19 protein-coding genes and 1 tRNA gene are annotated in these 21894 nt (G+C 62.2%); 6 read left to right on the top strand and 14 right to left on the bottom strand.

Annotation, left to right across the window (positions count from 1 at the left end; translation table 11 throughout):
• Positions 1 to 210: 210 nt before the first annotated feature.
• Entirely contained in the window at positions 211 to 2151 is a 1941-nt protein-coding gene (locus KR52_RS00845; RefSeq protein ID WP_038551304.1) for an Rne/Rng family ribonuclease, read from the top strand.
• Between the two features lie 5 nt (positions 2152 to 2156).
• Positions 2157 to 2756, top strand: a complete 600-nt coding sequence (locus KR52_RS00840; protein ID WP_038551302.1) for a ribonuclease HII — start codon at positions 2157 to 2159, stop codon at positions 2754 to 2756.
• Here the strand turns inward: KR52_RS00840 and KR52_RS00835 are convergent.
• Positions 2703 to 3299: a DUF1997 domain-containing protein gene (locus KR52_RS00835; protein ID WP_084221919.1), complete on the bottom strand. Its 597-nt coding sequence runs from the start codon at positions 3297 to 3299 to the stop codon at positions 2703 to 2705. The two genes, KR52_RS00840 and KR52_RS00835, sit on opposite strands and share 54 nt — an antisense overlap.
• A 31-nt stretch (positions 3300 to 3330) precedes the next feature.
• Between KR52_RS00835 and pheA the strand changes: the two genes are divergently transcribed.
• Positions 3331 to 4173 (top strand): prephenate dehydratase, encoded by an 843-nt coding sequence (gene pheA, locus KR52_RS00830; RefSeq protein WP_038551300.1) that lies wholly within the window; start codon positions 3331 to 3333, stop codon positions 4171 to 4173.
• A gap of 3 nt (positions 4174 to 4176) precedes the next feature.
• On the opposite strand, the gene KR52_RS00825 is transcribed toward pheA, so the two are convergent.
• The 9 genes from KR52_RS00825 to KR52_RS00785 form a co-directional block, all read right to left on the bottom strand.
• Positions 4177 to 5109 carry a methyltransferase domain-containing protein gene (locus KR52_RS00825; protein WP_038551297.1) on the bottom strand — a complete coding sequence of 311 codons (933 nt, stop codon included), beginning with the start codon at positions 5107 to 5109 and terminating at the stop codon, positions 4177 to 4179.
• Positions 5109 to 5744 carry an LON peptidase substrate-binding domain-containing protein gene (locus KR52_RS00820; protein ID WP_038551294.1) on the bottom strand — a complete coding sequence of 212 codons (636 nt, stop codon included), beginning with the start codon at positions 5742 to 5744 and terminating at the stop codon, positions 5109 to 5111. Before KR52_RS00820 ends, KR52_RS00825 begins: the two co-directional genes overlap by 1 nt.
• 56 nt (positions 5745 to 5800) lie before the next feature.
• A complete protein-coding gene (gene rpsJ, locus KR52_RS00815; protein WP_006042265.1) occupies positions 5801 to 6121 on the bottom strand; it encodes a 30S ribosomal protein S10 in 321 nt (106 codons plus the stop codon).
• 121 nt (positions 6122 to 6242) lie between these two features.
• Positions 6243 to 7442 carry an elongation factor Tu gene (gene tuf / locus KR52_RS00810; RefSeq protein WP_038551290.1) on the bottom strand — a complete coding sequence of 400 codons (1200 nt, stop codon included), beginning with the start codon at positions 7440 to 7442 and terminating at the stop codon, positions 6243 to 6245.
• A 44-nt stretch (positions 7443 to 7486) separates the two neighbouring features.
• Entirely contained in the window at positions 7487 to 9562 is a 2076-nt protein-coding gene (gene fusA, locus KR52_RS00805; RefSeq protein WP_038551288.1) for an elongation factor G, read from the bottom strand.
• A 90-nt stretch (positions 9563 to 9652) separates the two neighbouring features.
• Positions 9653 to 10123, bottom strand: coding sequence for a 30S ribosomal protein S7 (gene rpsG / locus KR52_RS00800; RefSeq protein WP_006849937.1), 471 nt, complete (start codon positions 10121 to 10123; stop codon positions 9653 to 9655).
• A gap of 41 nt (positions 10124 to 10164) precedes the next feature.
• Entirely contained in the window at positions 10165 to 10539 is a 375-nt protein-coding gene (gene rpsL / locus KR52_RS00795) for a 30S ribosomal protein S12 (protein ID WP_006850614.1), read from the bottom strand.
• Between the two features lie 72 nt (positions 10540 to 10611).
• A complete protein-coding gene (locus KR52_RS00790) occupies positions 10612 to 10938 on the bottom strand; it encodes an AIR synthase (RefSeq protein WP_038556640.1) in 327 nt (108 codons plus the stop codon).
• Positions 10939 to 10972: 34 nt separating this feature from the next.
• Positions 10973 to 12658 (bottom strand): phosphodiester glycosidase family protein, encoded by a 1686-nt coding sequence (locus tag KR52_RS00785; RefSeq protein ID WP_038551283.1) that lies wholly within the window; start codon positions 12656 to 12658, stop codon positions 10973 to 10975.
• 102 nt (positions 12659 to 12760) lie between these two features.
• On the opposite strand from KR52_RS00785, the gene gltB reads away from it, so the two are divergent.
• A complete protein-coding gene (gene gltB, locus KR52_RS00780) occupies positions 12761 to 17362 on the top strand; it encodes a glutamate synthase large subunit (protein ID WP_038551281.1) in 4602 nt (1533 codons plus the stop codon).
• A 15-nt stretch (positions 17363 to 17377) separates the two neighbouring features.
• On the top strand, positions 17378 to 17686 hold the full coding sequence (locus KR52_RS00775; protein ID WP_038551278.1) for a YciI family protein: 309 nt from the start codon (positions 17378 to 17380) through the stop codon (positions 17684 to 17686).
• Here the strand turns inward: KR52_RS00775 and lipA are convergent.
• The gene (gene lipA, locus KR52_RS00770; protein ID WP_038556638.1) at positions 17664 to 18533 is read right to left on the bottom strand and encodes a lipoyl synthase; all 870 of its coding nucleotides are present in this window, start codon (positions 18531 to 18533) and stop codon (positions 17664 to 17666) included. The two genes, KR52_RS00775 and lipA, sit on opposite strands and share 23 nt — an antisense overlap.
• A gap of 86 nt (positions 18534 to 18619) precedes the next feature.
• Here lipA and KR52_RS00765 point away from each other — a divergent pair.
• Positions 18620 to 18693 (top strand) — tRNA-Pro (locus tag KR52_RS00765).
• Positions 18694 to 18759: 66 nt separating this feature from the next.
• On the opposite strand, the gene KR52_RS00760 is transcribed toward KR52_RS00765, so the two are convergent.
• The 3 genes from KR52_RS00760 to cobJ form a co-directional block, all read right to left on the bottom strand.
• Positions 18760 to 19293 (bottom strand): hypothetical protein, encoded by a 534-nt coding sequence (locus KR52_RS00760; protein WP_156957546.1) that lies wholly within the window; start codon positions 19291 to 19293, stop codon positions 18760 to 18762.
• An 8-nt stretch (positions 19294 to 19301) separates the two neighbouring features.
• Positions 19302 to 20057: a CsgG/HfaB family protein gene (locus KR52_RS00755; RefSeq protein ID WP_038551271.1), complete on the bottom strand. Its 756-nt coding sequence runs from the start codon at positions 20055 to 20057 to the stop codon at positions 19302 to 19304.
• A 93-nt stretch (positions 20058 to 20150) separates the two neighbouring features.
• Entirely contained in the window at positions 20151 to 21890 is a 1740-nt protein-coding gene (cobJ, locus tag KR52_RS00750; RefSeq protein ID WP_038551268.1) for a precorrin-3B C(17)-methyltransferase, read from the bottom strand.
• Between the last annotated feature and the right edge of the window lie 4 nt (positions 21891 to 21894).

Here is a 21894-nt window from a genome sequence, read left to right as displayed (position 1 = left end):
GGTCTTGTCTGATCCCCACGGATATCGAGGTCCATCTCACGGCTTGTGTGGCGGTCTTTTTTGGAACCCAAAGCCTTGAGTCATAGGAGTTCCTGCTCCGCATCCTTTCGGTCTCGTTGACCAGCTCAGATCTTTTTTGCAACCCCGCGCGTGTGGACCGGCTGGTCCCACAACGGATTCGGCCCTGAAGCGGGCTTCACCAGTTGTCCTATGCCCCAGCAAATTGTCATCGCGGAGCAGCTGCGCATCGCAGCGGTGCTGACCGATGAACGTGTTGATGAACTGATCGTCGCGCAGGGTCGTTATCAGATTGGAGATGTCTACTTAGGAACGGTCGAAAATGTTTTGCCTGGCATTGATGCCGCCTTCGTCAATATCGGTGAAAGTGAGAAGAACGGATTCATCCATGTCACTGATCTCGGCCCCCTGCGTCTGAAGAAAGGTTCTGCAGGAATTACTGAACTTCTTGAGCCGCGTCAGAAGGTTCTGGTGCAGGTGATGAAGGAGCCGACAGGCACCAAGGGCCCACGCTTGACGGGGAACCTGGCCCTGCCGGGGCGCTACCTGGTGTTGCAGCCCCATGGACAGGGTGTGAACATTTCTCGTCGCATCGGTCCCGATGCGGAAAGGAACCGACTGCGCGCTCTGGGTGTCCTGATCAAGCCTCCCGGGGCCGGACTGTTGATTCGTACGGAAGCCGATGGCATCAGCGAAGACCTGCTGATTGAAGATCTGGAATCCTTGCTGCGCCAGTGGGAGGCCATTCAGCAAGCCGCCGAGACGGCTTCCCCCCCGGTTCTGCTCAATCGCGATGAAGACTTCATCCATCGGATTCTGCGGGACCACATGGGTCCGGATCTGGCCCGGGTGGTGGTGGATGATGCCGCCGCTGTGGATCGTGTGAGCAGCTTCCTTGGCGCTGATGCCAGCACTGTGCTGGTGGAAGCTCACGGTGAATCCAGCGAGTTGCTGGAGCACTACAAGGTCAATGCCGCCATCCGCGATGCGCTGAAGCCTCGGGTAGACCTGCCATCCGGTGGCTACGTGATTATCGAGCCCACCGAAGCACTCACGGTGATTGACGTGAACTCCGGCTCGTTCACGCGCTCGGCCAATGCGCGCGAAACCGTCCTCTGGACCAACTGTGAGGCGGCGATTGAGATCGCCCGTCAGCTCAAGCTGCGCAACATCGGCGGGGTGATCATCATCGATTTCATCGATATGGATTCCCGTCGTGATCAGCTTCAGCTGCTGGAGCACTTCACGACAGCCGTCCGTGACGATTCCGCTCGGCCGCAGATCGCACAGCTCAGTGAATTGGGCCTGGTGGAGCTCACCCGCAAGCGCCAAGGGCAGAACATCTATGAACTCTTCGGAAGGGCTTGCCCCAGCTGTGGAGGCCTGGGCCATGTGGCCGTTCTTCCCGGCAAAGATCTGCTCCAGCCCCTGGCGACCGCCACGGGATTGGTGCGTTCAGCGGCCTCTGCCCGCGCTGAAGTGGTTCCGTCTGGAGAGAACGGTGGCAATGGCCGGCGACGACGCGGAGGCCGCGGCCGCGGCAGTCAGGATGCCGTTCCTCCGGTCGAGACGTCCGAACCCACGTCCCCTGAGGTGTCGACCCAGGATGCTCAGGAGCCCGCGGTCGCCCGCCGTCAGGACCCTGAATTGGTTGCTGTGCCGATGACCGATGAGCAGCAGCAGTTGTTTGGTTGGTTTGGGTTGAATCCTGCCCTGCTGTTGGAGAAGCCTCCTGAATCCGACAATGTGGTTGTCAGGGTTGTTCGTCCTGGTGAGGACGAGCAAGAGATCTTGGAAGCTGCGCGTCAGCAACTGGCGGCCAGTTCCGGACGGCGCCGTCGTCGCGGCGGACGGGGCGGTCGTTCAGGGTCACGCAATGGCTCAAGTCAGCCCACCGCGACACCAACCGCCGAAACGCCCGTTGTCGTTACCTCACCCGCTTCGGATGAGTCGACTCCTTTGATGGTGGAGATCACCCCCCTGGAAGCGGTGACCAACGTGACGATCAGCGAACCAGAACCAGCCCCCATCAGTGAACCGGCTGAGCCCGAGCCTGTGGCTACGGCGGAAACAGCTGAGCCCGAGGAGCCTCGCCGTCGCCGTCGCCGCTCCTCGGCTGTCGCCACGGTCTGAGCCGGATGACCGCCCAGGAGTCCCTCCCTCTCGGGAGGGATGTGGCAGGTGTGGATGAAGTCGGTCGCGGTTGCTTGTTTGGTCCTGTGTTTGCGGCCGCTGTGGTGCTCGAAAAATCAGCTGCCGAAGACCTGTTGAAGGCGGGCCTCACCGACAGCAAGAAACTCGCGGCCAAGCGTCGGGCTGCTCTGGTTCCCTTGATTCAGGCGCTGTGTGTGGGATCCGGCCTGGGCCAGGCCTCCGCGCGCGAAATTGACGCCTGCGGCATCCGCGTCGCCACCGAACGCGCCATGCTGCGGGCCCTGCAGCGCCTGCCCCAGAGCCCCGGCCTGGTGCTGGTGGATGGCAATCTTCCCCTCAGGCTGTGGCCGGGTTCGCAGCGCTGTGTTGTGGCAGGGGACAGCCGATCAGCGGCCATTGCTGCGGCGAGTGTTCTGGCCAAGGAGGCTAGGGATGCCCTCATCCGACGTTTGTCGGCTCGCTTCCCTGGTTACGGCCTCGAGCGCCATGTGGGCTACGGCACGGCACAGCACCGCCAGAGCCTGATGGCCTCAGGCCCCACGCCCCTGCATCGGCACACGTTCCTGAAGCGGTTGCTCGGTTGAGTCTTGCCCCGCTGTCGCCCGGCACCAGCTGCGGTAGTCGTCGATGAGTTGCTGGCCAACACGGGCTTTGATGCCAATGAGGATGCCATTCAGGATCGATTCCCCCGTTGACTCCAACACCCGCTTGGGAATCAGCTTCAGCAGTGATGGCTGGCTTACGCTCACCGACAGCTGGGCATGCCCCTGGAGCCCCTTGGGTGTGGCGGCAAGCCGGGCTTCCAGATTCAAGGCGAAGTCATCAACGATCCCCAGACCCTCCAGTTCGCAGTCGAGGGCCTTCATCACCAGCGTGTTGCCGTCCATGTGGATCTGGAGAGACACCACAGGTTTCACGTGCAGTTGAAAGACCTGAAGGCTGGTCACCACATAGCGGTAACGCCCTGGCTGCAGGCGGGTGAGCTGTTTGGCGTCCAACAGGGCTCCGAGGACGCGTTCTTCCTCCAGCAGGTAAGTGGGCAGCCGCTCGGCGCCGCTTCTCACCGGCAGATCAAGCTTTTGACTGGCTTCGAAGGCCAGGGGCATGGACTTCACCTGACGCGGCATGATCTTATCGAGTCCATGCAGTGCGGCTTCGATGCCTACACGTCTCGCATTCCTTGGTCCTGCCGGGACCTATGGCGAGCAGGCCGCCCGGGTTTTGATCGGACAGGACGCCCTCGAGGATGTCCAGCTCGTTCCCTGCGTTGGTCTTCGAGCGGTGGTGGAACAACTGGCGGGGGGGCAGTGTGATGCGGCCGTTGTCCCGATTGAGAACTCGGTTGAGGGGGGAGTGACCGCGACCCTCGATGCACTGTGGTCCCATCCCGAGCTTTGTATTCGCAGGGCTTTGGTGCTGCCGATTCAGCACGCATTGCTGGGGAGCGGGACGCTCGGCAGGGTCACCGAAGTGCTGTCCCATCCGCAGGCCCTGGCCCAGTGCAGTGGCTGGTTGGCCCAGCATCTGCCCGATGCCTTGCAATTGCCCACCTCATCAACGGCTGAAGCCGCTCGCATGGTGGCGGGCAGCCCCTTCCGTGCTGCGATCGCCTCCCAGACCGCTGCCCGGGAACACGGGTTGGATGAGCTGGCGTTCCCTGTGAATGATGTTGCGGGCAATCGCACCCGTTTTCTCCTGTTGCGCCGTGGGGAGCGCAGTGAGCATGGCGATGTGGCCAGCCTGGCGTTCTCGCTGCATCGCAATGCGCCAGGGGCCTTGCTTGAGGCTCTGGCCTGTTTGGCTGAGCGGGGGCTGAACATGAGCCGGATTGAATCGCGACCGTCCAAACGGGAGTTAGGGGAATATGTGTTCTTCGTGGATGTGGAACTGCCGCCGGCTCCGTCAACGGCGTTGGCGGACCTGATCGCCCAGTTGCAACCGCTTTGCGAGCATCTCGCCCATTTCGGTGCCTACCCCAGCCGTGATTTGAGTGGCTCTTGAGGATCAGTCTTTTCTGATCCGGAAGACGCCGAATTGCATCAGCCCGGTGGCAAAGGCCCAGTGCATCAGCAGCAACGTCGGTGTTTCTCTCAGGCCTTGCAGGACCGCTTTAGGTCCCAGGCTGAGCACGGCCCAGGGACGTCGGATTCCCTCGACGATGGAGTCAACCCATGAGGGGAGCGTGGCCTGGGTCCAGTCATCGGTAACGATCTCGCCACGGTGGTGGACGCTGTTGTCGAGGTTCTGGCGGAACCCCTTGATGCTGGCGAATTCAGGGTGGGCCCACTGGTTGAGCAGCTGACGCATAACCCAGCGTTCGGTTCGCGTCATGCCGCCATCGCTGGGGTCACGGCGGTTCCAGTCGGCCACAGCAAGCAGCCCCCCAGGGCGCAGGACCCGCAGCAGTTCATCGGCATAACGCTGTTTGTCCGGCATGTGTGGACCGGCCTCCACACTCCAGACTGCATCAAAGCTCTGATCGGGCAGTTGAAGATCCAAAGCGTCCATCACCTGGAAGCGGCAGCTCAGGCCTGATGGGGTGAGTTGTGTGGCTCGTTCCACCTGGGCCGGGCTGATGCTGATGCCGAGAACGTCCAACCCGTAATCCCGCGCCAGGATTCTGGCGCTGCCACCGATGCCGCATCCAACATCCAGCACCCGGCTGCCGGGGGGGAGTTGATCCAGACCGCTCCACCGCACCAGCTCATGCACAAAGGCTTCCTTGGCGTCGCGGAAGTCGCAGGAGCCGGTTGGGGTCCCGTAATGACCGAGATGGACGTGCTCTCCCCAGAGCTGCTCCAACAAACGGTCGTCCGTCCAGGCGTCGTAGGCGGAGGCAACACTCTCAGACGATTCATAGCGCCGGTCACGGCGAAGCCACAGTGCAACTCCGGTGGCTCCAACGGCGCCGGCCACCACCAGTAGAGATCCCAGCATCACTTCAGATCCATCAACACGGTGCGGGCCGCCAACTGACGTCGGGTGTGATCCAACATTTCAAATTGCTGGCTCAACCGCTCATGGGTGTCGGTCAGTTCCAGAAGACTCTGTTGCTCCGATGCAGCCTGATCCAGATGGGCGCTGATCCAGAAGGACAGCTCCCGCGGCAGATCAGGCAGATCGTCAGGCAGTTCCACCTCCCGGTTTTGCAGTTTGCTGGTCAGCTGAACGACGTCGCCCAAGGCTTCGCTGACCTTGTCCCGCAGGCTGTTGAGCTGGTCGGTATCGGACACAGGGCCATCCTCCAGCCAGCTCACCATGGCCGTTCGGTAGGGCGTTTCCCGCGTGATGTTGAGCAGGCGGAAGCGTTGTTGGCCCAACGAGACGATGTAGCTGCGGCCGTCTTCCGTGGTTTGGTGCTGAAGCACCTCAGCGCAGCACCCGATCTCGGCCATTTCGCCGTTCTCAGGGTTGATGCGGACAATGCCGAAGCGCTTGTCGGTCTCCAGAACTGTCTGGAGAAGCATCCGATATCGCGATTCAAAAATGTGCAGTGGCAGGAGCTGCTGCGGGAACAACACGACGTCCGGCAGGGGGAACAGGGGAAGCTCCCTCACAGAAAAGTCGGACACGAACGCCGTGTTGTAGGCAGCTTAATCCTAGGAAAATGACGTCCTGATCGAACGGATCAGAGCTTCACTTCGATGTCCACACCACTGGGGAGATCAAGTTTCATCAGTGCGTCGATGGTTTTGGCCGACGGGCTGTAAATGTCGATGATCCGACGGTGGGTGCGGGTCTCGAAGTGCTCGCGGGAGTCCTTGTCCACGTGGGGAGAGCGCAGAACGCAGTAGATCTTGCGTTTCGTTGGCAGGGGGATCGGACCGATCGCGGTTGCAGCGGTGTTGTCGGCCGTTTCAATGATTTTGTCGCAAGAGAGATCAAGCATGCGGCGGTCAAACGCCTTCAGGCGGATGCGGATCTTCTGCTGAGCGATGGCAGTGGACATAGGAAGGGAGCGAAAAAGCTTCGAGCTCGAAGCAGGGCTTCAGTTGTCGAGGTTCTGAAAAATGTAGGAGATGGGGGGCTGGGCCCCTCCATCTCCTGCCGTGAGGTTCAGCTTGCGCTGATCACTCGATGATCTTGGAGACCACGCCAGCACCGATGGTGCGGCCGCCTTCGCGGATGGCGAAGCGCATGCCCTGCTCGATGGCGACGGGGCAGATAAGCTCACCGGTCATCTGGATGTTGTCACCAGGCATCACCATTTCCACGTTGGAACCGTCTTCCGCGGTGAAGGCGGTGATCTGGCCGGTCACGTCCGTTGTACGGATGTAGAACTGCGGGCGGTAGCCAGCGAAGAAAGGAGTGTGGCGGCCGCCTTCTTCCTTCTTGAGCACGTACACCTGACCCTCGAACTTGGTGTGAGGGGTGATGGAACCGGGCTTCACGAGCACCATGCCGCGCTCGATGTCTTCCTTCTGGATGCCACGCAGCAGCAGACCAACGTTGTCGCCAGCCATGCCCTCATCGAGCAGCTTGCGGAACATTTCCACACCGGTGACGGTGGTCTTGCGGGTGTCCTTGATGCCGACGATTTCGATTTCTTCGCCGACTTTGACGATGCCGCGCTCGATACGGCCGGTGGCCACGGTGCCGCGACCGGTGATGGAGAAGACGTCTTCCACAGCCATCAGGAAGGGCTTGTCCACTTCCCGCTCAGGCTCAGGGATGCTGGCGTCAACAGCCGCCATCAGTTCTTCGATCTTGGCTTCCCACTCAGCCTCGCCTTCGATGGCCTTCAGGCCGGAGACCTGAACCACGGGGATGTCATCGCCGGGGAAGTCGTAGCTGGAGAGCAGTTCGCGGATCTCCATCTCCACCAGTTCGATGATCTCTTCGTCATCGACCATGTCGCACTTGTTCAGGGCAACCACCAGAGCGGGAACGCCCACCTGCTTTGCCAGGAGGATGTGCTCCTTGGTCTGGGCCATCGGGCCGTCGGTGGCGGCACACACCAGGATGGCGCCGTCCATCTGAGCGGCACCAGTGATCATGTTCTTCACATAGTCCGCGTGGCCAGGGCAGTCCACGTGGGCGTAGTGACGGCTCTCGGTTTCGTACTCAACGTGAGCAGTGTTGATGGTGATGCCGCGCTCACGCTCTTCAGGGGCGCCGTCGATGTCGGCGTAGTTCTGAACCTCGGCCTGACCCTTCTTGGCGAGCACGTTGGTGATCGCAGCGGTGAGGGTGGTCTTGCCGTGGTCAACGTGGCCGATGGTGCCGATGTTGACGTGGGGCTTGTTCCTTTCGAACTTCTCGCGTGCCATGGGTGTTTAAAGAATCGAGGGTTGGGTTTGGAGGAGTTTAGAGATCAGGAATTGCCCTGATTCTTGGAAATGATGGCCTCGGCCACATTGCGAGGAACTTCGGCGTAATTGTCGAATTCCATCGAGAAAATGCCCCGGCCCTGGGTCATGGAGCGGAGCTCGGTGGCGTAACCGAACATCTCGGCAAGGGGCACCTTGGCCGAGATTTTGGACGTGCCGTCGTCGACGGACTGGCCCTCAACCTGACCTCGTCGGGAGGACAGGTCGCCGATGATCGAACCGAGGAAATCCTCGGGAACTTCGACCTCGACCTTCATCATCGGCTCAAGAAGAACTGGGTTGCACTTCTTGACGCCGTCCTTGAAGGCCATGGATCCCGCGATCTTGAACGCCATCTCCGAGGAGTCGACGTCGTGATACGAGCCATGCACCAGGGTGCATTTCACGTCGATGAGTGGGTATCCGGCAATCACACCGGATTCGCAGGTCTCCTTCATGCCCTGCTCAGCGGGCTTGATGTATTCCTTCGGAACGACACCGCCGACGATCTTGTTGACGAATTCGAAGCCGGATCCGGGTTCACCCGGTTCCATTTCGATCACAACGTGGCCGTACTGACCCTTACCACCGGTCTGACGAGAGAACTTGCCTTCGCCACCTGCAGAACCACGGATGGTTTCCCGGTACGACACCTGAGGTGCGCCGATGTTGGCTTCCACCTTGAACTCACGCAGCATGCGGTCCACCAGAATCTCAAGGTGGAGTTCGCCCATGCCGGCGATCACGGTCTGGCCGGTCTCGGCATCGGTGTTGACGCGGAAGGTGGGGTCCTCTTCTGCCAGAGCAACCAAAGCCTTGGAGAGCTTCTCCATGTCGCCCTTGGTCTTCGGCTCAACGGCCACGGAGATCACCGGTTCGGGGATGAACAGGGTCTCGAGGACGATCGGATCATCTTGGGTGCACAGGGTGTCACCCGTGGTGGTGTTCTTCAGTCCGAGTACGGCACCGAGGTCGCCGGCGCGCAGAGCGTCGACTTCCTCACGGTCATCGGCCTTGAGCACCACCAGACGGGAAATGCGCTCTTTCTCACCCTTGGTGGAGTTCAGGACGTAGCTGCCTTTCTCGAGGATGCCGGAGTACATCCGCACGAAGGTGAGCTTGCCGTAGGGATCGGCCATCACCTTGAAGGCCAGGGCACTGAAGGGGGCGTTGTCGTCGGACGGACGCACAGCTTCGCTGCCGTCGGGAAGCACACCCTGGATCGGGGGAACGTCAACGGGAGCCGGCAAGTAGTCGATCACGGCGTCGAGCACCAGCTGCACACCTTTGTTCTTGAAGGCGGAGCCGCAGAGCATGGGCACCAGGCCGTGCTTGAGCACGCCCTCACGGATGCCTTTCTTCAGCTCGTCAACGCTGAGTTCGCCGGTTTCGAGGAACTTCTCGATCAGCGCCTCATCGGTTTCGGCGACGGTCTCCATCAAGGTGTTCCTCCACTCGGCAACCTCATCGGCCATGTCAGCCGGCACTGCGGCTTCTTCGATGTCGGTGCCGAGGTCGTTCTTGTAGATGTACGCCTTGTTGGCCACGAGATCGATGATGCCGCTCAGCTCACCTTCAGCACCGATCGGAAGCTGGATCGGAACAGCGTTTGCCTTGAGGCGATCCTTGATCTGGCCGTGAACCTTGAGGAAGTCCGCACCGGTGCGATCCATCTTGTTCACGAACACCATCCGGGGCACCGAATAGCGGTCGGCTTGACGCCAGACGGTCTCGGATTGGGGCTGCACACCACCAACGGCGCAGAAGACGGCGATCACACCATCCAGCACCCGCATGGAACGCTCCACCTCAATGGTGAAGTCCACGTGACCGGGCGTGTCAATGATGTTGATCCGATGGTCCTGCCAGGACGTCGAAATGGCAGCTGCGGTGATCGTGATGCCACGTTCCCGTTCCTGGGCCATCCAGTCGGTTACGGCGGCGCCATCATGCACCTCACCGATTTTGTGAACCACACCGGAATAGAACAGGATCCGTTCTGTCGTGGTGGTTTTGCCGGCATCGATGTGAGCAGCGATACCAATATTTCTGACGCGTTCCAGGGGGAAGTCGCGGGCCACAGGAAAGTCTCCGGGGGTGGGTCGTGAAAAGGCGGAGCGACTCTACAGGTCAGCCATGAACATCTGTGTTGATGGCTGGCCTGTAGAGGCTCAGTAGCGGTAGTGGGCGAAGGCTTTGTTGGCTTCGGCCATCTTGTGGGTTTCTTCGCGCTTGCGAACGGCGTTGCCTGCCTCGTTGGCGGCATCCATCAATTCGCCAGCCAGTTTCTGGGCCATGCTGCGGCCATTGCGGGCACGGGAGAAGCTCACCAGCCAGCGCAGGGCCATGGCGGTGCCGCGCTCCTGGCGCACTTCCATGGGCACCTGGTACGTGGCGCCACCAACCCGTCGAGCACGCACTTCCACCAGGGGGGTGGCGTTCTTGACAGCTGTTTCGAACAGCTCTAGCGGATCTCCACCGGTGCGCTCGTTGATCAGGCCGAACGCGTCGGACAGGATCCGTTGCGCCGTCGACTTCTTGCCGTGCTGCATCAGGCGCACCACCATCATCGTGGCGAGGCGGCTGTTGAACTGCGGGTCGGGAAGAATCGGGCGCTTTTCAGCGGCGTTGCGGCGTGACATTAGGGATCAGAACTTGATGGGGATGGGGAGGAAACCGGTGATCACTCCTTCGGAGCCTTGGCGCCGTACTTGGAGCGGGACTGACGCCGGTCTTTCACGCCAGCTGTATCCAGTGTTCCGCGAATGATGTGGTAACGGACGCCCGGGAGATCTTTCACACGACCACCGCGGATCAGCACAACCGAGTGCTCCTGAAGGTTGTGACCAACACCACCGATGTACGCCGTGACCTCAAAGCCGGAGGTCAAGCGCACACGAGCCACCTTGCGCAGTGCCGAATTCGGCTTTTTCGGCGTTGAGGTGTAAACGCGGGTGCAAACACCGCGACGCTCAGGGCACGATTTCAGGGCCGGGGACTTCGTCTTGGCCTTGAGGCGAGAGCGCTCAGTGCGGATCAGCTGTTGGATGGTTGGCATCGATGGTCGGTGAGCGGTCGGACTCCCGACCTGATTCGACAATCGACCACGATACCGGGTGACGGTCCCCCATCAGACGCGGCTGAAGGCACCGCCGCAGGCACAGGGTTCAACACCGCTGGCGCTGCGGATCAGAAAGCCCCCACCACTGAGGTCGCCGCGATAGTCCAGGCAAAGGCCCTCGAGCAATTTGAGCTGCTCTGGAGGGGCGTGCAGGGTCACGCCGTCGGCCCTTGCGATGGCAACGCCGGCCAAGTGACCGGCCCGGATGCGCAGCGCATGCTGCGCACAGTCGCCGGGGGTGAGGTCGAGATGCATCTGCCCAGGAGTGCCCGCCACAGCGGCTTGACGCCCCAGTTCGGCAGCAGCGGCAGCGGTCAGCCGCAGATTGGCAGCCATGCTCATGTCCTCAGGACCTCCACTGTCGCAGGTCTCACAGGGGGATGAGCCCAAGGCCGTTGTGGACCCTCGGGGTGCTGCCTCGGCCGGTCATCACGGTCTGTCCCGCCACAACGAGGGTGGTCGAACTGCCGCCATCCATGTTCAAGGCATCACGCAGGCCCAGTTGTTGGACCGCCAGTGCCGTTTCCACAAGGGTTGGATCACTGCCCGAGGCACCACGAAGGGTCATCAGCCACTGGCCGTTCTGCCCTTGAGCCACCACAGTCCGTGGTGCCGCTAAGCTCATGAAACCAGGGCTGAAGCCTTCCTGGCGTCCATTCAGCACCACGCGGCCGTTCTGCATCAGCAGGGGTCCGGCGCCGAGAACATTGGGCTGCTGGGCCAGGGGCGACTGGGAGCTGGAGCTCACCTGGATCCGATCGCCAGCTCGTGCCGGCAGCGGTGTGCGCCCTCGGGCGACCACCAACTGGGCGTCCTGGGGAATGGCAATGCCGCGCTTCAGGCTGCTGGGGTTGAACGTTGTCTCGACGCGGCCGCCCCGAACCAGGAGGGCTGCCTCGTCACCGCTCAGGGCTCGGTAGCTGGGTCCCCAGGCTGGTGTGTAAAGGCTCAGCCCTTTCTGCACGTAGCCGCTGTTGAGCGCCCTGATGCTCCATCGCCGGCCGTTGTTCACCTGCAGCGTCTGGTTCAGCCGCAGTCGTCCGAAGGTCAAATCTCCCGACGCCCCCCAGGCGATCACGCCGCGGTTCAGGATTGGCCCCGAGAGCCAGACCCCCTGGCGCCGCAAGGCCCCCAGGGGGAGTTGATTGATCCGGTTGAAAAAACCACCGTTCACAGCCACCAGTGCCCCTGCGGGTTGGGAGAGCTGGGGCAGAAAACGCAGCCCTTGTTGCTGTCTGGCCTTAGCCAGGGGCTCCAGGCTCAGTCTGAGGCGGCCCAGCTGGCCGCCAGCACGAAACACCTGGATGGGCTTCACCCCCACCTTGATCGTGCGTTGCTCCAGGACGAAGCCCCGCCTGAGCAGCGCGGCAACACTTGGATTGTTGAGGGGCAGACGTGCGCTCGGCCGTTTGCGGCGATCGCCGGCCCGTACGCCGTCCAGCACCACCCGCCAGGGGGAGGCCAGGCTGAGGCTGCGCAGCTTGGTGGCCTGTCCCTTCAGCACAAGCTCGCCGTCATGACGCCGCAGAGGGGCAAGCCCCAAGGCCTGGAGTTGACGTTGCTGGCTTGGCGAGACCTTGAGCCCCAGCAGCAGGTCGCCGTTCAACTGCTGCACCAGGGCGGGTCCGTTCAGGTCCAGCACCAAACGATCGGCGGTTGAACCCTTGCCGCGGCGCAGCTTGCTCACCGTTGGGCTGGGCAGCTGCAGTTCCAGGGTGTTGCCCTTCACAACGGTATTGAGGCCGATCTCGCTCAACCAATCGCTCACCTCCAGGCCGACTTCATCCCCGAGCGAACGGGTGGCCAGTGCGGCGAGTGGGACCGTTCGACCAAACCATTCCAGTGCTTCCCCATCGAGGCGGGAGACCCGCCTGAAACCCAGCCGCGATTGCAGAAGCTCCAGGGGCAGCCAGAGTTCCTCCGTCGCTGCCTCACTGCCTCTCCATAGCCAAACCGCTTTGCTGCGTTCTCGGCCGATCAGCACCTCGTCACCGCTTTGTCGTGGTGCAGGGCGAAGGGCAGGGGGTGGCGCAGGAAGTGGGGCAAAGGCCAGCATGGAATGCCTTGGCGGAGAGGCGCCTGCCTAGGATCGTCCCTCGAGATGGTTTCTGCAGAGCTCGAAGCTGCAGGCCCATGCGCACGTCCGGTTGAGTTCCCCATGTCTGACGCCATCCGTTCCGCTGTTTGGCCTTATTGCGACAGCCCGGCACCTGAGGTTGTTGCGGGCGAGAAGGATGCATGTGGCGTTGGTTTCCTGGCTCAGCTCCAGGGGCAGGCCAGTCACTGGGTGCTGGAGCAGGCCCTGCGTGGTCTGGGATGCATGGAGCACCGTGGTGGTTGCGGTGGTGATGGCGACTCCGGCGACGGGGCAGGTGTGTTGTGTGAGATCCCCTGGTCGTATCTGAAAGCGGTCTGGCCCGAGGCGGCTGCAGCACGGGGCCTTGGCATGATGTTCATGCCGACCGATGCCAGCCGTCGTGCTGAGGTGCGGGGCCTGTGTGATGAAGAGGCCAGAGCCCTTGGCATGCAGCCTTTGGGGTGGCGAACGGTGCCCGTCGACCCTGCGGTTCTCGGGCCTTTGGCTCGTGCCACAGCGCCTGTGATCGAGCAGTGGGTGCTGAATGGTGATGCGGACGATGCAACGTTTGATGGCCAGCTGCTGCGGTTGCGACGCCGCATCGGTGCCCGTGTGCGGGCCGCTCTGGGTGCTGAGGTGGCCCAGGACGTTTATGTCGCCTCCCTCAGCAGCCGGACGGTTGTCTACAAGGGGATGGTGCGATCCGAGGTGCTGGCGCAGTTCTACGCCGACCTGCAGGACCCTCGATTTGAGGTGAGCTTTGCGGTGTATCACCGTCGTTTCAGCACCAACACCCTGCCGCGATGGCCCTTGGCGCAGCCGATGCGCCTTCTGGGGCACAACGGCGAAATCAACACACTGCTGGGCAACCTCAACTGGGCCAAGGCTTCAGAAGCCAGCCTCGAGAACGTCTGGGGTGAGGCGGCTGATGACCTGATTCCGGTGGTGAACCCTGCCTTCAGCGATTCCGCCAACCTCGATGCCACCCTGGAATTGATGGTGCGCAGTGGGCGGTCGATTACCGACAGCCTGATCACACTGGTGCCCGAAGCGTTTCGCAATCAGCCCGATCTCAACAGCCGTCCTGATGTGACGGCGATGTACGAATTCAACGCGGGCATTCAGGAACCCTGGGATGGCCCGGCCCTGTTGGTCTTTGCCGACGGCAAACGAGTGGGTGCAACGCTCGATCGCAACGGGCTGCGTCCGGCGCGTTGGTGCACCACCGCTGATGGCTTCGTGATCATGGGATCGGAGACCGGCGTGGTGGACCTCAGCGGCAAGACGATTGTTCAGAAAGGTCGTCTTGGCCCTGGTCAGATGGTGGCCGTCGATCTTGAACGCGGCGAGTTGCTCGACAACTGGTCGGTGAAGGAAGACGCGGCGCGGCGCTTCCCCTATGCCGATTGGCTGCAGAAGCATCGCCGCGGCGTTGCCCCCCAGCCCTGGACCCAGGACCGGCAGGTGGGTGAACTCGATCTGCTGCGGTTGCAGACCGCGATGGGGTTCACCGCCGAAGACTTCGATCTGATCATCGAGGACATGGCGGCCCTCGGCAAGGAGCCGACCTACTGCATGGGCGATGACATCCCCCTGGCGGTGCTCTCCGACAAGCCCCATCTGCTTTACGACTACTTCAAGCAGCGCTTCGCCCAGGTCACCAACCCTCCGATCGATCCCCTGCGGGAAAAGCTGGTGATGAGCCTGGAGATGCACCTGGGTGAGCGTCGGCCCGCCCTGAAGCCCCAGCCGGAAGCTGCCTCCGTGATCCATCTGGAGACGCCCGTTTTGAACGAGGCGGAACTGGCGGCCATCAGTGAGCAGGGCTTGCCCGTCAAGACTGTCTCCACTCAGGTGGCTGTGGAGTCGTGTGCGGGAGGCCTCCAACAAGCCATTGCGGCGCTTTGCAGCGTTGCGGAACAGGCGGTGCGTGACGGAGCCCAAGTTCTGGTGCTGTCCGACCGGGTCGATGGCACAGGGGCGGCGGCCCCGCTGACCCCCACAACGGTGGCGATGCCGGCCTTGCTGGCCGTGGGTGCTGTTCATCACCATCTGCTGCGCCAGAAACTTCGGCTGCAGTGCTCTCTGGTGGTGGATACGGCCCAGTGCTGGAGTACCCATCACATGGCCTGCCTGATTGGTTATGGCGCCAGTGCCGTCTGCCCCTGGCTCACCTGGGAGACCACCCGCCACTGGCTGGATCACCCCAAGACCAAGAAGCGGATCGAACAGGGCAAGTTGCCCGCCCTCGATGCCAATCAAGCCCAGGCCAACGTTCGTGAGTCGCTGGAGAACGGCCTGCGCAAGATCCTCTCCAAGATCGGAATTTCATTGCTGGCCAGCTATCACGGCGCTCAGATCTTCGAAGCGATCGGCCTGGGAGCGGATGTGGTGGAGACCGCCTTCACGGGAACGACCAGCCGTGTTGCCGGCATGACGCTGGCCGAGCTCGCGAACGAAACGCTCTCGATGCACGCCAAGGCCTTCCCTGAGCTCAACCGCAGCAAGCTCGAATTCATGGGCTTTGTTCAGTACCGCAGTGGTGCTGAGTACCACCGCAACAATCCCGAGCTGTCGAAGGCGCTGCACAAGGCGGTGGCTCAGGGCCCTGGTTACGACCATTTCTCCACCTACCAGGCCCTGCTGGAGAACCGACCGGTGATGGCCCTGCGGGACCTGCTGGAGTTCAAGTTGGCTCCCACCCCAGTCCCCCTGGATCAGGTGGAGAGCGTCGAGAGCATCTGCACCCGCTTTTGTACGGGCGGGATGAGCCTGGGCGCTTTGTCCCGCGAAGCCCATGAAGTGTTGGCCGTGGCGATGAATCGCATCGGCGGCAAGAGCAACAGCGGTGAAGGCGGTGAAGACCCTGCCCGCTTCCAGATCCTCAAGGATGTGGATGGCGAGGGCCGTTCCGCCTCATTCCCCAGCATTGGTGGTTTGCGCAATGGGGACACCGCCTGCTCGGCAATCAAGCAGGTGGCTTCAGGCCGTTTTGGTGTGACGGCGGAATACCTGCGCAGCGGCAAGCAGTTGGAGATCAAGGTGGCCCAGGGCGCCAAGCCCGGTGAAGGCGGTCAGCTGCCAGGGCCCAAGGTCGACAAGTACATCGCGTGGTTGCGCAACAGCAAGCCAGGTGTGGCCTTGATTTCACCGCCGCCCCACCACGACATCTATTCGATTGAAGACCTGGCGCAGTTGATCCATGACCTGCATCAGGTGCATCCCGCTGCTCCTGTGAGTGTGAAGCTGGTGGCCGAGATCGGCATCGGCACCATCGCTGCGGGTGTGGCCAAGGCCAACGCCGATGTGATCCAGATCTCCGGTCACGACGGTGGCACGGGTGCATCTCCCCTGAGTTCGATCAAGCATGCCGGCAGCCCCTGGGAACTGGGCCTCACCGAGGTGCACCGCTCCCTGGTGGAGAACGGTCTGCGCGATCGGGTTCTGCTGCGCGCCGATGGAGGCCTGAAGACCGGTTGGGACGTGATGATCGCTGCCCTGCTGGGGGCGGAGGAATACGGCTTCGGCTCGATCGCGATGATCGCCGAGGGCTGCGTCATGGCTCGCGTTTGTCACACCAACAACTGCCCTGTGGGTGTGGCCACGCAGAAGGAGAACCTGCGCAAGCGTTTCACCGGTATTCCTGAGCACGTTGTCAATTTCTTCTGGTACGTCGCCGAGGAAGTGCGTCAGCTGATGAGCCTGCTCGGCGTTGGCCGCCTCGAGGAGCTGATCGGTCGTACCGATCTGCTCCAGGCTCGCTCGGTTGATCTGGCCAAGACCAAGGGTGTGGATCTCTCCAGCCTGCTGGCTCCGATCAGCGGTGCCGAAGATCGCTCCTGGCTTCGCCACAGCGACGAGGCCCACGGCAACGGACCGATCCTTGAGGATCAGCTCCTCGCCGACGCTGAGCTGATGGCTGCCCTGGAGAACCACGGTTCCATCAGCCGCAGCATCGAGATCATCAACACCGATCGCAGTGTCTGTGCCCGTCTGGCCGGTGAAATCGCCCAGCGCCATGGCAACCGCGGCTTCAACGGACAGCTCGATCTCACCTTCCGGGGTGCGGCAGGCCAGAGCTTCGGGGCCTTCCTGGTGCAGGGCATGCAGGTTCGTCTGGAAGGCGAGGCCAACGACTACGTGGGCAAGGGCATGAACAGTGGTTGCATCACTCTGGTGCCATCAGACGGTTGTGCATCTCCGGGTGACCAGGTGATCCTCGGCAACACCTGCCTCTACGGGGCCACCGGCGGTGAGTTGTTTGCCCATGGCCGGGCTGGTGAGCGTTTCGGTGTTCGCAACAGCGGTGCCCGCACGGTTGTGGAGGGAGCTGGTGACCACTGCTGTGAGTACATGACCGGTGGTGTGGTCGTCGTTCTCGGCAGCACCGGTCGCAATGTCGGCGCTGGCATGACTGGTGGTGTGACCTTCCTGCTGGATGAGGAGGGGCGTGTTGCTCCTCGGGTGAACCTGGAGATTGTTGAGGTCTGCAGCATCACCACCGATGAGCAGGAGTCGTTGCTGAAGGGTCTGCTGGAACGGCATGTGGCGCTCACGGGAAGCGAGAAGGCTGCTGCTCTCCTGGCCGATTGGTCTGCGGCGAAGGGTCGCTTCAAGGTGTTGGTCCCTCCCAGTGAGCGGGAGTCGATGGGATTGGCCGACAAGCAGGCTGTGGCGGCCTAGCGCCGTCCCCAGTCCGTGGCCTGGTTCGTCAAGACCGAAACATTCACGGCTGTCGCCGCCGCCCTCCCCGTTGAGCAGCGGCGACCCACCTTGGAGGCTCACCGCCGTTGGGTTGCAGATGAAGCTGCAGCAGGTCGCCGTCTACGCAGCGGTTACCTGGTGGATGGCGACCGGCGTCCAGGCGGCGGTGGGCTGCTGATGTTTGAGGCGTCGTCATATGCCGATGCCCTGGCGTGGGTGCAGAACGACCCGATGATCCGCGACGGCCTGGTGGACTGGCAGGTGCAGGAATGGATCCCCGTCAGCGGGGATGGCTGGCCATGAGCCGTTGCACCTCGCCGGCGTGATAACTGCTGCGGGTGAGTGGGGTGCTCACCACCTGGAGAAAACCCAGCTCCTCTTCGCCCACGGTTCTGTAGGTCTCGAATTGAGCCGGGGTCACGAAGCGATCCACGGCCAGGTGTTTGGGGCCAGGCGAGAGGTATTGGCCGATGGTGACGATGTCGACCTTGTGTTTCCGCAGATCCCGGAGTACCTCGATCACCTCCTCATCGGTTTCCCCGAGCCCCACCATCAGACCCGATTTGCTGTAGGCCTTGGGCCATTGGTCCCGCACCCGTTGCAGCAGCTCCAGAGAGCGTTCATAGATGCCCTGGGGCCGCGCCAGGCGGTACATCCGCGGCACCGTTTCGATGTTGTGGTTCAGCACGTGGGGGGCGGCAGCCATCACCGTTGCCATGGCATCCCAGTTGCCGCAGAAGTCGGGAATCAGCAGTTCGATTGTGGTGAGCGGTGAGCGTTGCTTCACCTGTTCGATGCAGGCCACAAACTGGGAGGCACCGCCATCGGCGAGATCGTCGCGGTTCACCGAGGTGATCACCACGTGCTTCAGGCCCAGACGGGCGACGGCTTCCCCCAGCCGCTGCGGCTCGGTGGGATCGAGCTCACGCACGCTCTTGTCGAAGTCGATGTCGCAGTAGGGGCAAGCCCGGGTGCAGCCGGGCCCCATGATCAAAAACGTGGCGGTGCCGCCTGCGAAGCATTCGCCGATGTTGGGGCAGCTCGCTTCCTGGCAGACCGTGTTCAGGTGCAAGTCCAGCAGCAGGTCGGCCACGGCACCGATGCGCTCGCGTTGCGGAGCCTTAACGCGCAACCACTCCGGCTTGAGCACGGTGAACACCCTTCAATTCACGACTTTAGTCCGCGCTCCCGCCCCACCTTGGCCCTCGGAACGTTGATCTTTTAAGATCGTGCCGCCGGGATGTGGCGCAGTTTGGTAGCGCACTTCGTTCGGGACGAAGGGGCCGCAGGTTCGAATCCTGTCATCCCGATTGATCGGTCGACGCCGACCGGCAAGGTCAACCCCTGTGGACCTGGTCCAACTGATCGGAGCGTCGTTAGTTGAAGATCAGGATCGGGCTGTAGGACCGACCTGCCCAGATGGACCACCAACGGGCTGCGCGTGCCTCGGCGATGCGGCGTGCCTCAACGGCCATTCGGTATTGGTGTTCCCGTTGTTCCCGGAGTTTCCTCTCCCGTGCTGCGCGTTTTTGGTCGTAGTTGGCGGCACCGTCGCGCTCCATTTGCTCCCTGGCGGCGGCTTTGAAGGCTTTGAGTTGTCTGAGTTGATTCACCCGAGCCGTGTAGACAGCCTCGATCTCGTCGACCCCTTCGATACCGCGGTTTTGGCCCAGAAAGGCGTTGATCCGCGCGATGGTCATGTCGGCCACCCGATCCGCCTCGTCGAACATCAAGTTGTCGTAGAGCTGCTCAGCCCGGTCCAGCTCCCGGTTGAAGAATTCCATCCGGCCAGCGGAATCCTGAGGGGGGAGCTGGGCCACCAGGGCTGAGTTGGGTTGGTCAACGGCCAGAGCGGTGTGGCCTGAGAACAACAGCAGCCCTGCCAACAGAAGTGGAAGACGCATGGTCACGGCCCGGTTCAGAAATCGAGCACATCCTTGGTGGCATCCCGACGCCTCTGCTCCTTCGCGTCGTATTCAGCGATGCAGCTGTTCTTCAGGTAGAGAACGCAGTTGAGATACTCGCTGACCTCGATCATTGCCGCCCGTACTGCTTTGGAGGCAGGGACTTTCTTGCTGGAGGACTGGTTGTCGCTGAAGCCGACGCCAAACATGCCCCCAGAGGATGACGTTGATTCCGATGTGGAGGTCGCTTTGCCTTCGATGGTGCGGGCATAGGCGATTTCACCGGTGGTGGTGTCCACGACGCGCACGTCCAGAGCGACATAGGCCGAGCTGGATGACGACGACTTGCGCTGGCCAAAGCCCATGATGTTGAAGCCACCGCCGCCACTCTTGGTTTCGGTGTTCTCGCGGTAGTCGCTGACGCTGCCGAGGATGTAGTACTTCGCCCCGGTCATGATTCCCTTTTTGGGGGCGGTGGATTGTCGGGTGATGCCCAGCTCAGCCAGTTCCTGTTCGCCGAGCACTTTCTTCAGCCCCTGGCGTTCGACAACGGTGAAGTGGCCGGTGCTTTTCAGCTCGTTGGCCAGCATTCCTGTGAGCTTGCTGGAGACCGATGGACTCCACCACCAGGTTCCCGTGGCGGTGTTGGTGATTTCCTTCACTGCCACGGTGACAGGGCCGGACGACATGCCTGAGATCTGAGCCAAACCCGGTTGCGCCGTGGCTCCCGAAACAAGCAAGGTTGCAGCGGCAATCCAGGCGCGTTTCATCACTACAAGTTGTTTTCAGTCAGCAGAAAATAGTACGAATTTGGATCGAAGCTTCAAGCTTTCAAGTGCTTTGAATTTGGATCTAGTCAGTTTCTAGTGAAGACTCGCCCCGGGGTATCCCCGCGGTGTCACCATCCAGCCACCTTCGCTGCGACTGCTGCTATTCCCGATCAGAACAAGCGTGAGCATGTCTACCGATTCCGGCTCCAAGCGCTCAAGACTCGTGAGCTGACGGGATTCCTCCGCGCGGCCCAGCTGCCGCGCCAACAGCACCGGTGTCGTTGGGGGGCGGTGTTTCAGCAGGATTTCCTTGGCATGTCCCAGCTGCCAATCCCGGCCCTTGGACCGTGGGTTGTAGAGGGCGAGAACAAAATCTCCAGCTGCAGCGGCTTTCAGTCTCTTTTCGATCACGGTCCACGGCGTGAGGCGATCGCTGAGGCTCACGCAGCAGAAGTCATGCATCAGTGGCGCTCCGGCGCGGGCCGCGGCCAACTGGAAGGCTGAAATGCCTGGGTGCACCGCGAAGCTGGGCCGGTCCTGCTCGGGTTGCTGGAGCAGCAGCTCCAGGGCCAATCCCGCCATGCCGTAGATGCCGCTGTCGCCGGAGGAGATCAGAGCCACCTTGGCGCCCTGTTGGGCCAGGCGCAGTGCTTCGGCACAGCGGTCCCATTCCCGGGTGAGCTGGCCATCGAAGCGAACCTGATCAGGGCGCCGCAGTGGCTCCAGCAGATTGAGGTAGAGGCTGTAGCCCACCCAGGCGCAACAACGGGAGAGGGCCGCTTTGGCGTCTCCGCTGAGCAGGGACAGATCCCCGGGGCCACTGCCCACCAGGTGCAGCTCGCCCCTCTCCGGCGCATAGGGGAGGGCCGCCTCGGCAATGGCCACCGTCACGGCGCCCTGCTCCCCTTTTTCCGGACGGCTGATTCGCTTGGGCTGGATCAGATGACCTTGTTCGCCCGCAGCCAGCAAGGCCGCTGCTTCAGCCACAGACGCGGTCCCCATTTCCTTGCGCACCACTTCGGAGGGATTTGGCACGTCGATGGCTGCAAGAGCGTGCTCCGCAAAGGTTCGGAACGGCCATGCCCGGGTCTGGCTCAGATGCTGCAGGGCCGGTTCATCGGATTTCCGGGCTGCACTGGCCATTCCGGCGACAGCCTCTTCCGCCAGTCCTGCACTGGCCAAGGTTTCGGCAATGGCTTTCTCCACCAGCGAAACACTGGTGTTGCGTTCACAGCCAATGCCGATCCAGAGCGTTGCTGGATGCCACTGGCAATCACCTTGATGGCGGGCTCCGATCACAAGATCAGCGGCCTCTGGCACACCATTGGGATCAACGTTGTGCAGCCAGGGATGGCCTTCAGGGCCCTGCCATGCCGTGGATCCGCTGCTCTGGTGAACGCTGATGCTGGATCCCCGAGCCTGCCGCACCATCAGATCGCGCCAATGGGCCACCGATCCCCTGCGTTTCCAGCCCCAGCGCTCGCCAAAGGCATCCAGGGGGAGACGTCCGTCATAGGCGCAGGCACCCGTGATCACCGCCTGCCCGCCGAGATCCATCGCGATCTCCCGAGCGCGTTGTTCGGCGCCTGCGGCATGGCCCCCCAGCAGCGGGATGACGAACTCTCCTTTGGGGTCAAGCACCAGAACGGCCGGATCCTTCTCCTTGCCTTGGATTCGATCTGCAATCAGGCGCGTCACCGCTCCCACGGCACCCACAATCAACACAACGCTCCCTGCCGTCCACTGCCTGTCAAGGGCGGTGTTGATGTCTTGATCAGCTGCCTTGATCCGGTTGATGTGGCCGCGCTGCAGCAAACGCTCCAACAGCGGCATGGCG

The sequence above is a fragment of the Synechococcus sp. KORDI-52 genome (genome assembly GCF_000737595.1).
Classification (GTDB): Bacteria; Cyanobacteriota; Cyanobacteriia; order PCC-6307; family Cyanobiaceae; genus Parasynechococcus.
This window is presented reverse-complemented; position numbering and strand designations above follow the sequence as displayed.

What these genes read in the sequence shown, in the direction of transcription:
- KR52_RS00790 (WP_038556640.1), bottom strand. Translation starts at nt 10,938, where the DNA reads ATGGCTGCCAATCTGCGGCTGACCGCTGCCGCTGCTGCCGAACTGGGG.
- KR52_RS00785 (WP_038551283.1), bottom strand. Translation starts at nt 12,658, where the DNA reads ATGCTGGCCTTTGCCCCACTTCCTGCGCCACCCCCTGCCCTTCGCCCT.
- KR52_RS00755 (WP_038551271.1), bottom strand. Translation starts at nt 20,057, where the DNA reads ATGAAACGCGCCTGGATTGCCGCTGCAACCTTGCTTGTTTCGGGAGCC.
- rpsL (WP_006850614.1), bottom strand. Translation starts at nt 10,539, where the DNA reads ATGCCAACCATCCAACAGCTGATCCGCACTGAGCGCTCTCGCCTCAAG.
- cobJ (WP_038551268.1), bottom strand. Translation starts at nt 21,890, where the DNA reads ATGCCGCTGTTGGAGCGTTTGCTGCAGCGCGGCCACATCAACCGGATC.
- KR52_RS00825 (WP_038551297.1), bottom strand. Translation starts at nt 5,109, where the DNA reads ATGCTGGGATCTCTACTGGTGGTGGCCGGCGCCGTTGGAGCCACCGGA.
- rpsG (WP_006849937.1), bottom strand. Translation starts at nt 10,123, where the DNA reads ATGTCACGCCGCAACGCCGCTGAAAAGCGCCCGATTCTTCCCGACCCG.
- KR52_RS00840 (WP_038551302.1), top strand. Translation starts at nt 2,157, where the DNA reads ATGACCGCCCAGGAGTCCCTCCCTCTCGGGAGGGATGTGGCAGGTGTG.
- KR52_RS00835 (WP_084221919.1), bottom strand. Translation starts at nt 3,299, where the DNA reads ATGCCGCGTCAGGTGAAGTCCATGCCCCTGGCCTTCGAAGCCAGTCAA.
- tuf (WP_038551290.1), bottom strand. Translation starts at nt 7,442, where the DNA reads ATGGCACGCGAGAAGTTCGAAAGGAACAAGCCCCACGTCAACATCGGC.
- gltB (WP_038551281.1), top strand. Translation starts at nt 12,761, where the DNA reads ATGTCTGACGCCATCCGTTCCGCTGTTTGGCCTTATTGCGACAGCCCG.
- rpsJ (WP_006042265.1), bottom strand. Translation starts at nt 6,121, where the DNA reads ATGTCCACTGCCATCGCTCAGCAGAAGATCCGCATCCGCCTGAAGGCG.
- KR52_RS00845 (WP_038551304.1), top strand. Translation starts at nt 211, where the DNA reads ATGCCCCAGCAAATTGTCATCGCGGAGCAGCTGCGCATCGCAGCGGTG.
- pheA (WP_038551300.1), top strand. Translation starts at nt 3,331, where the DNA reads ATGCCTACACGTCTCGCATTCCTTGGTCCTGCCGGGACCTATGGCGAG.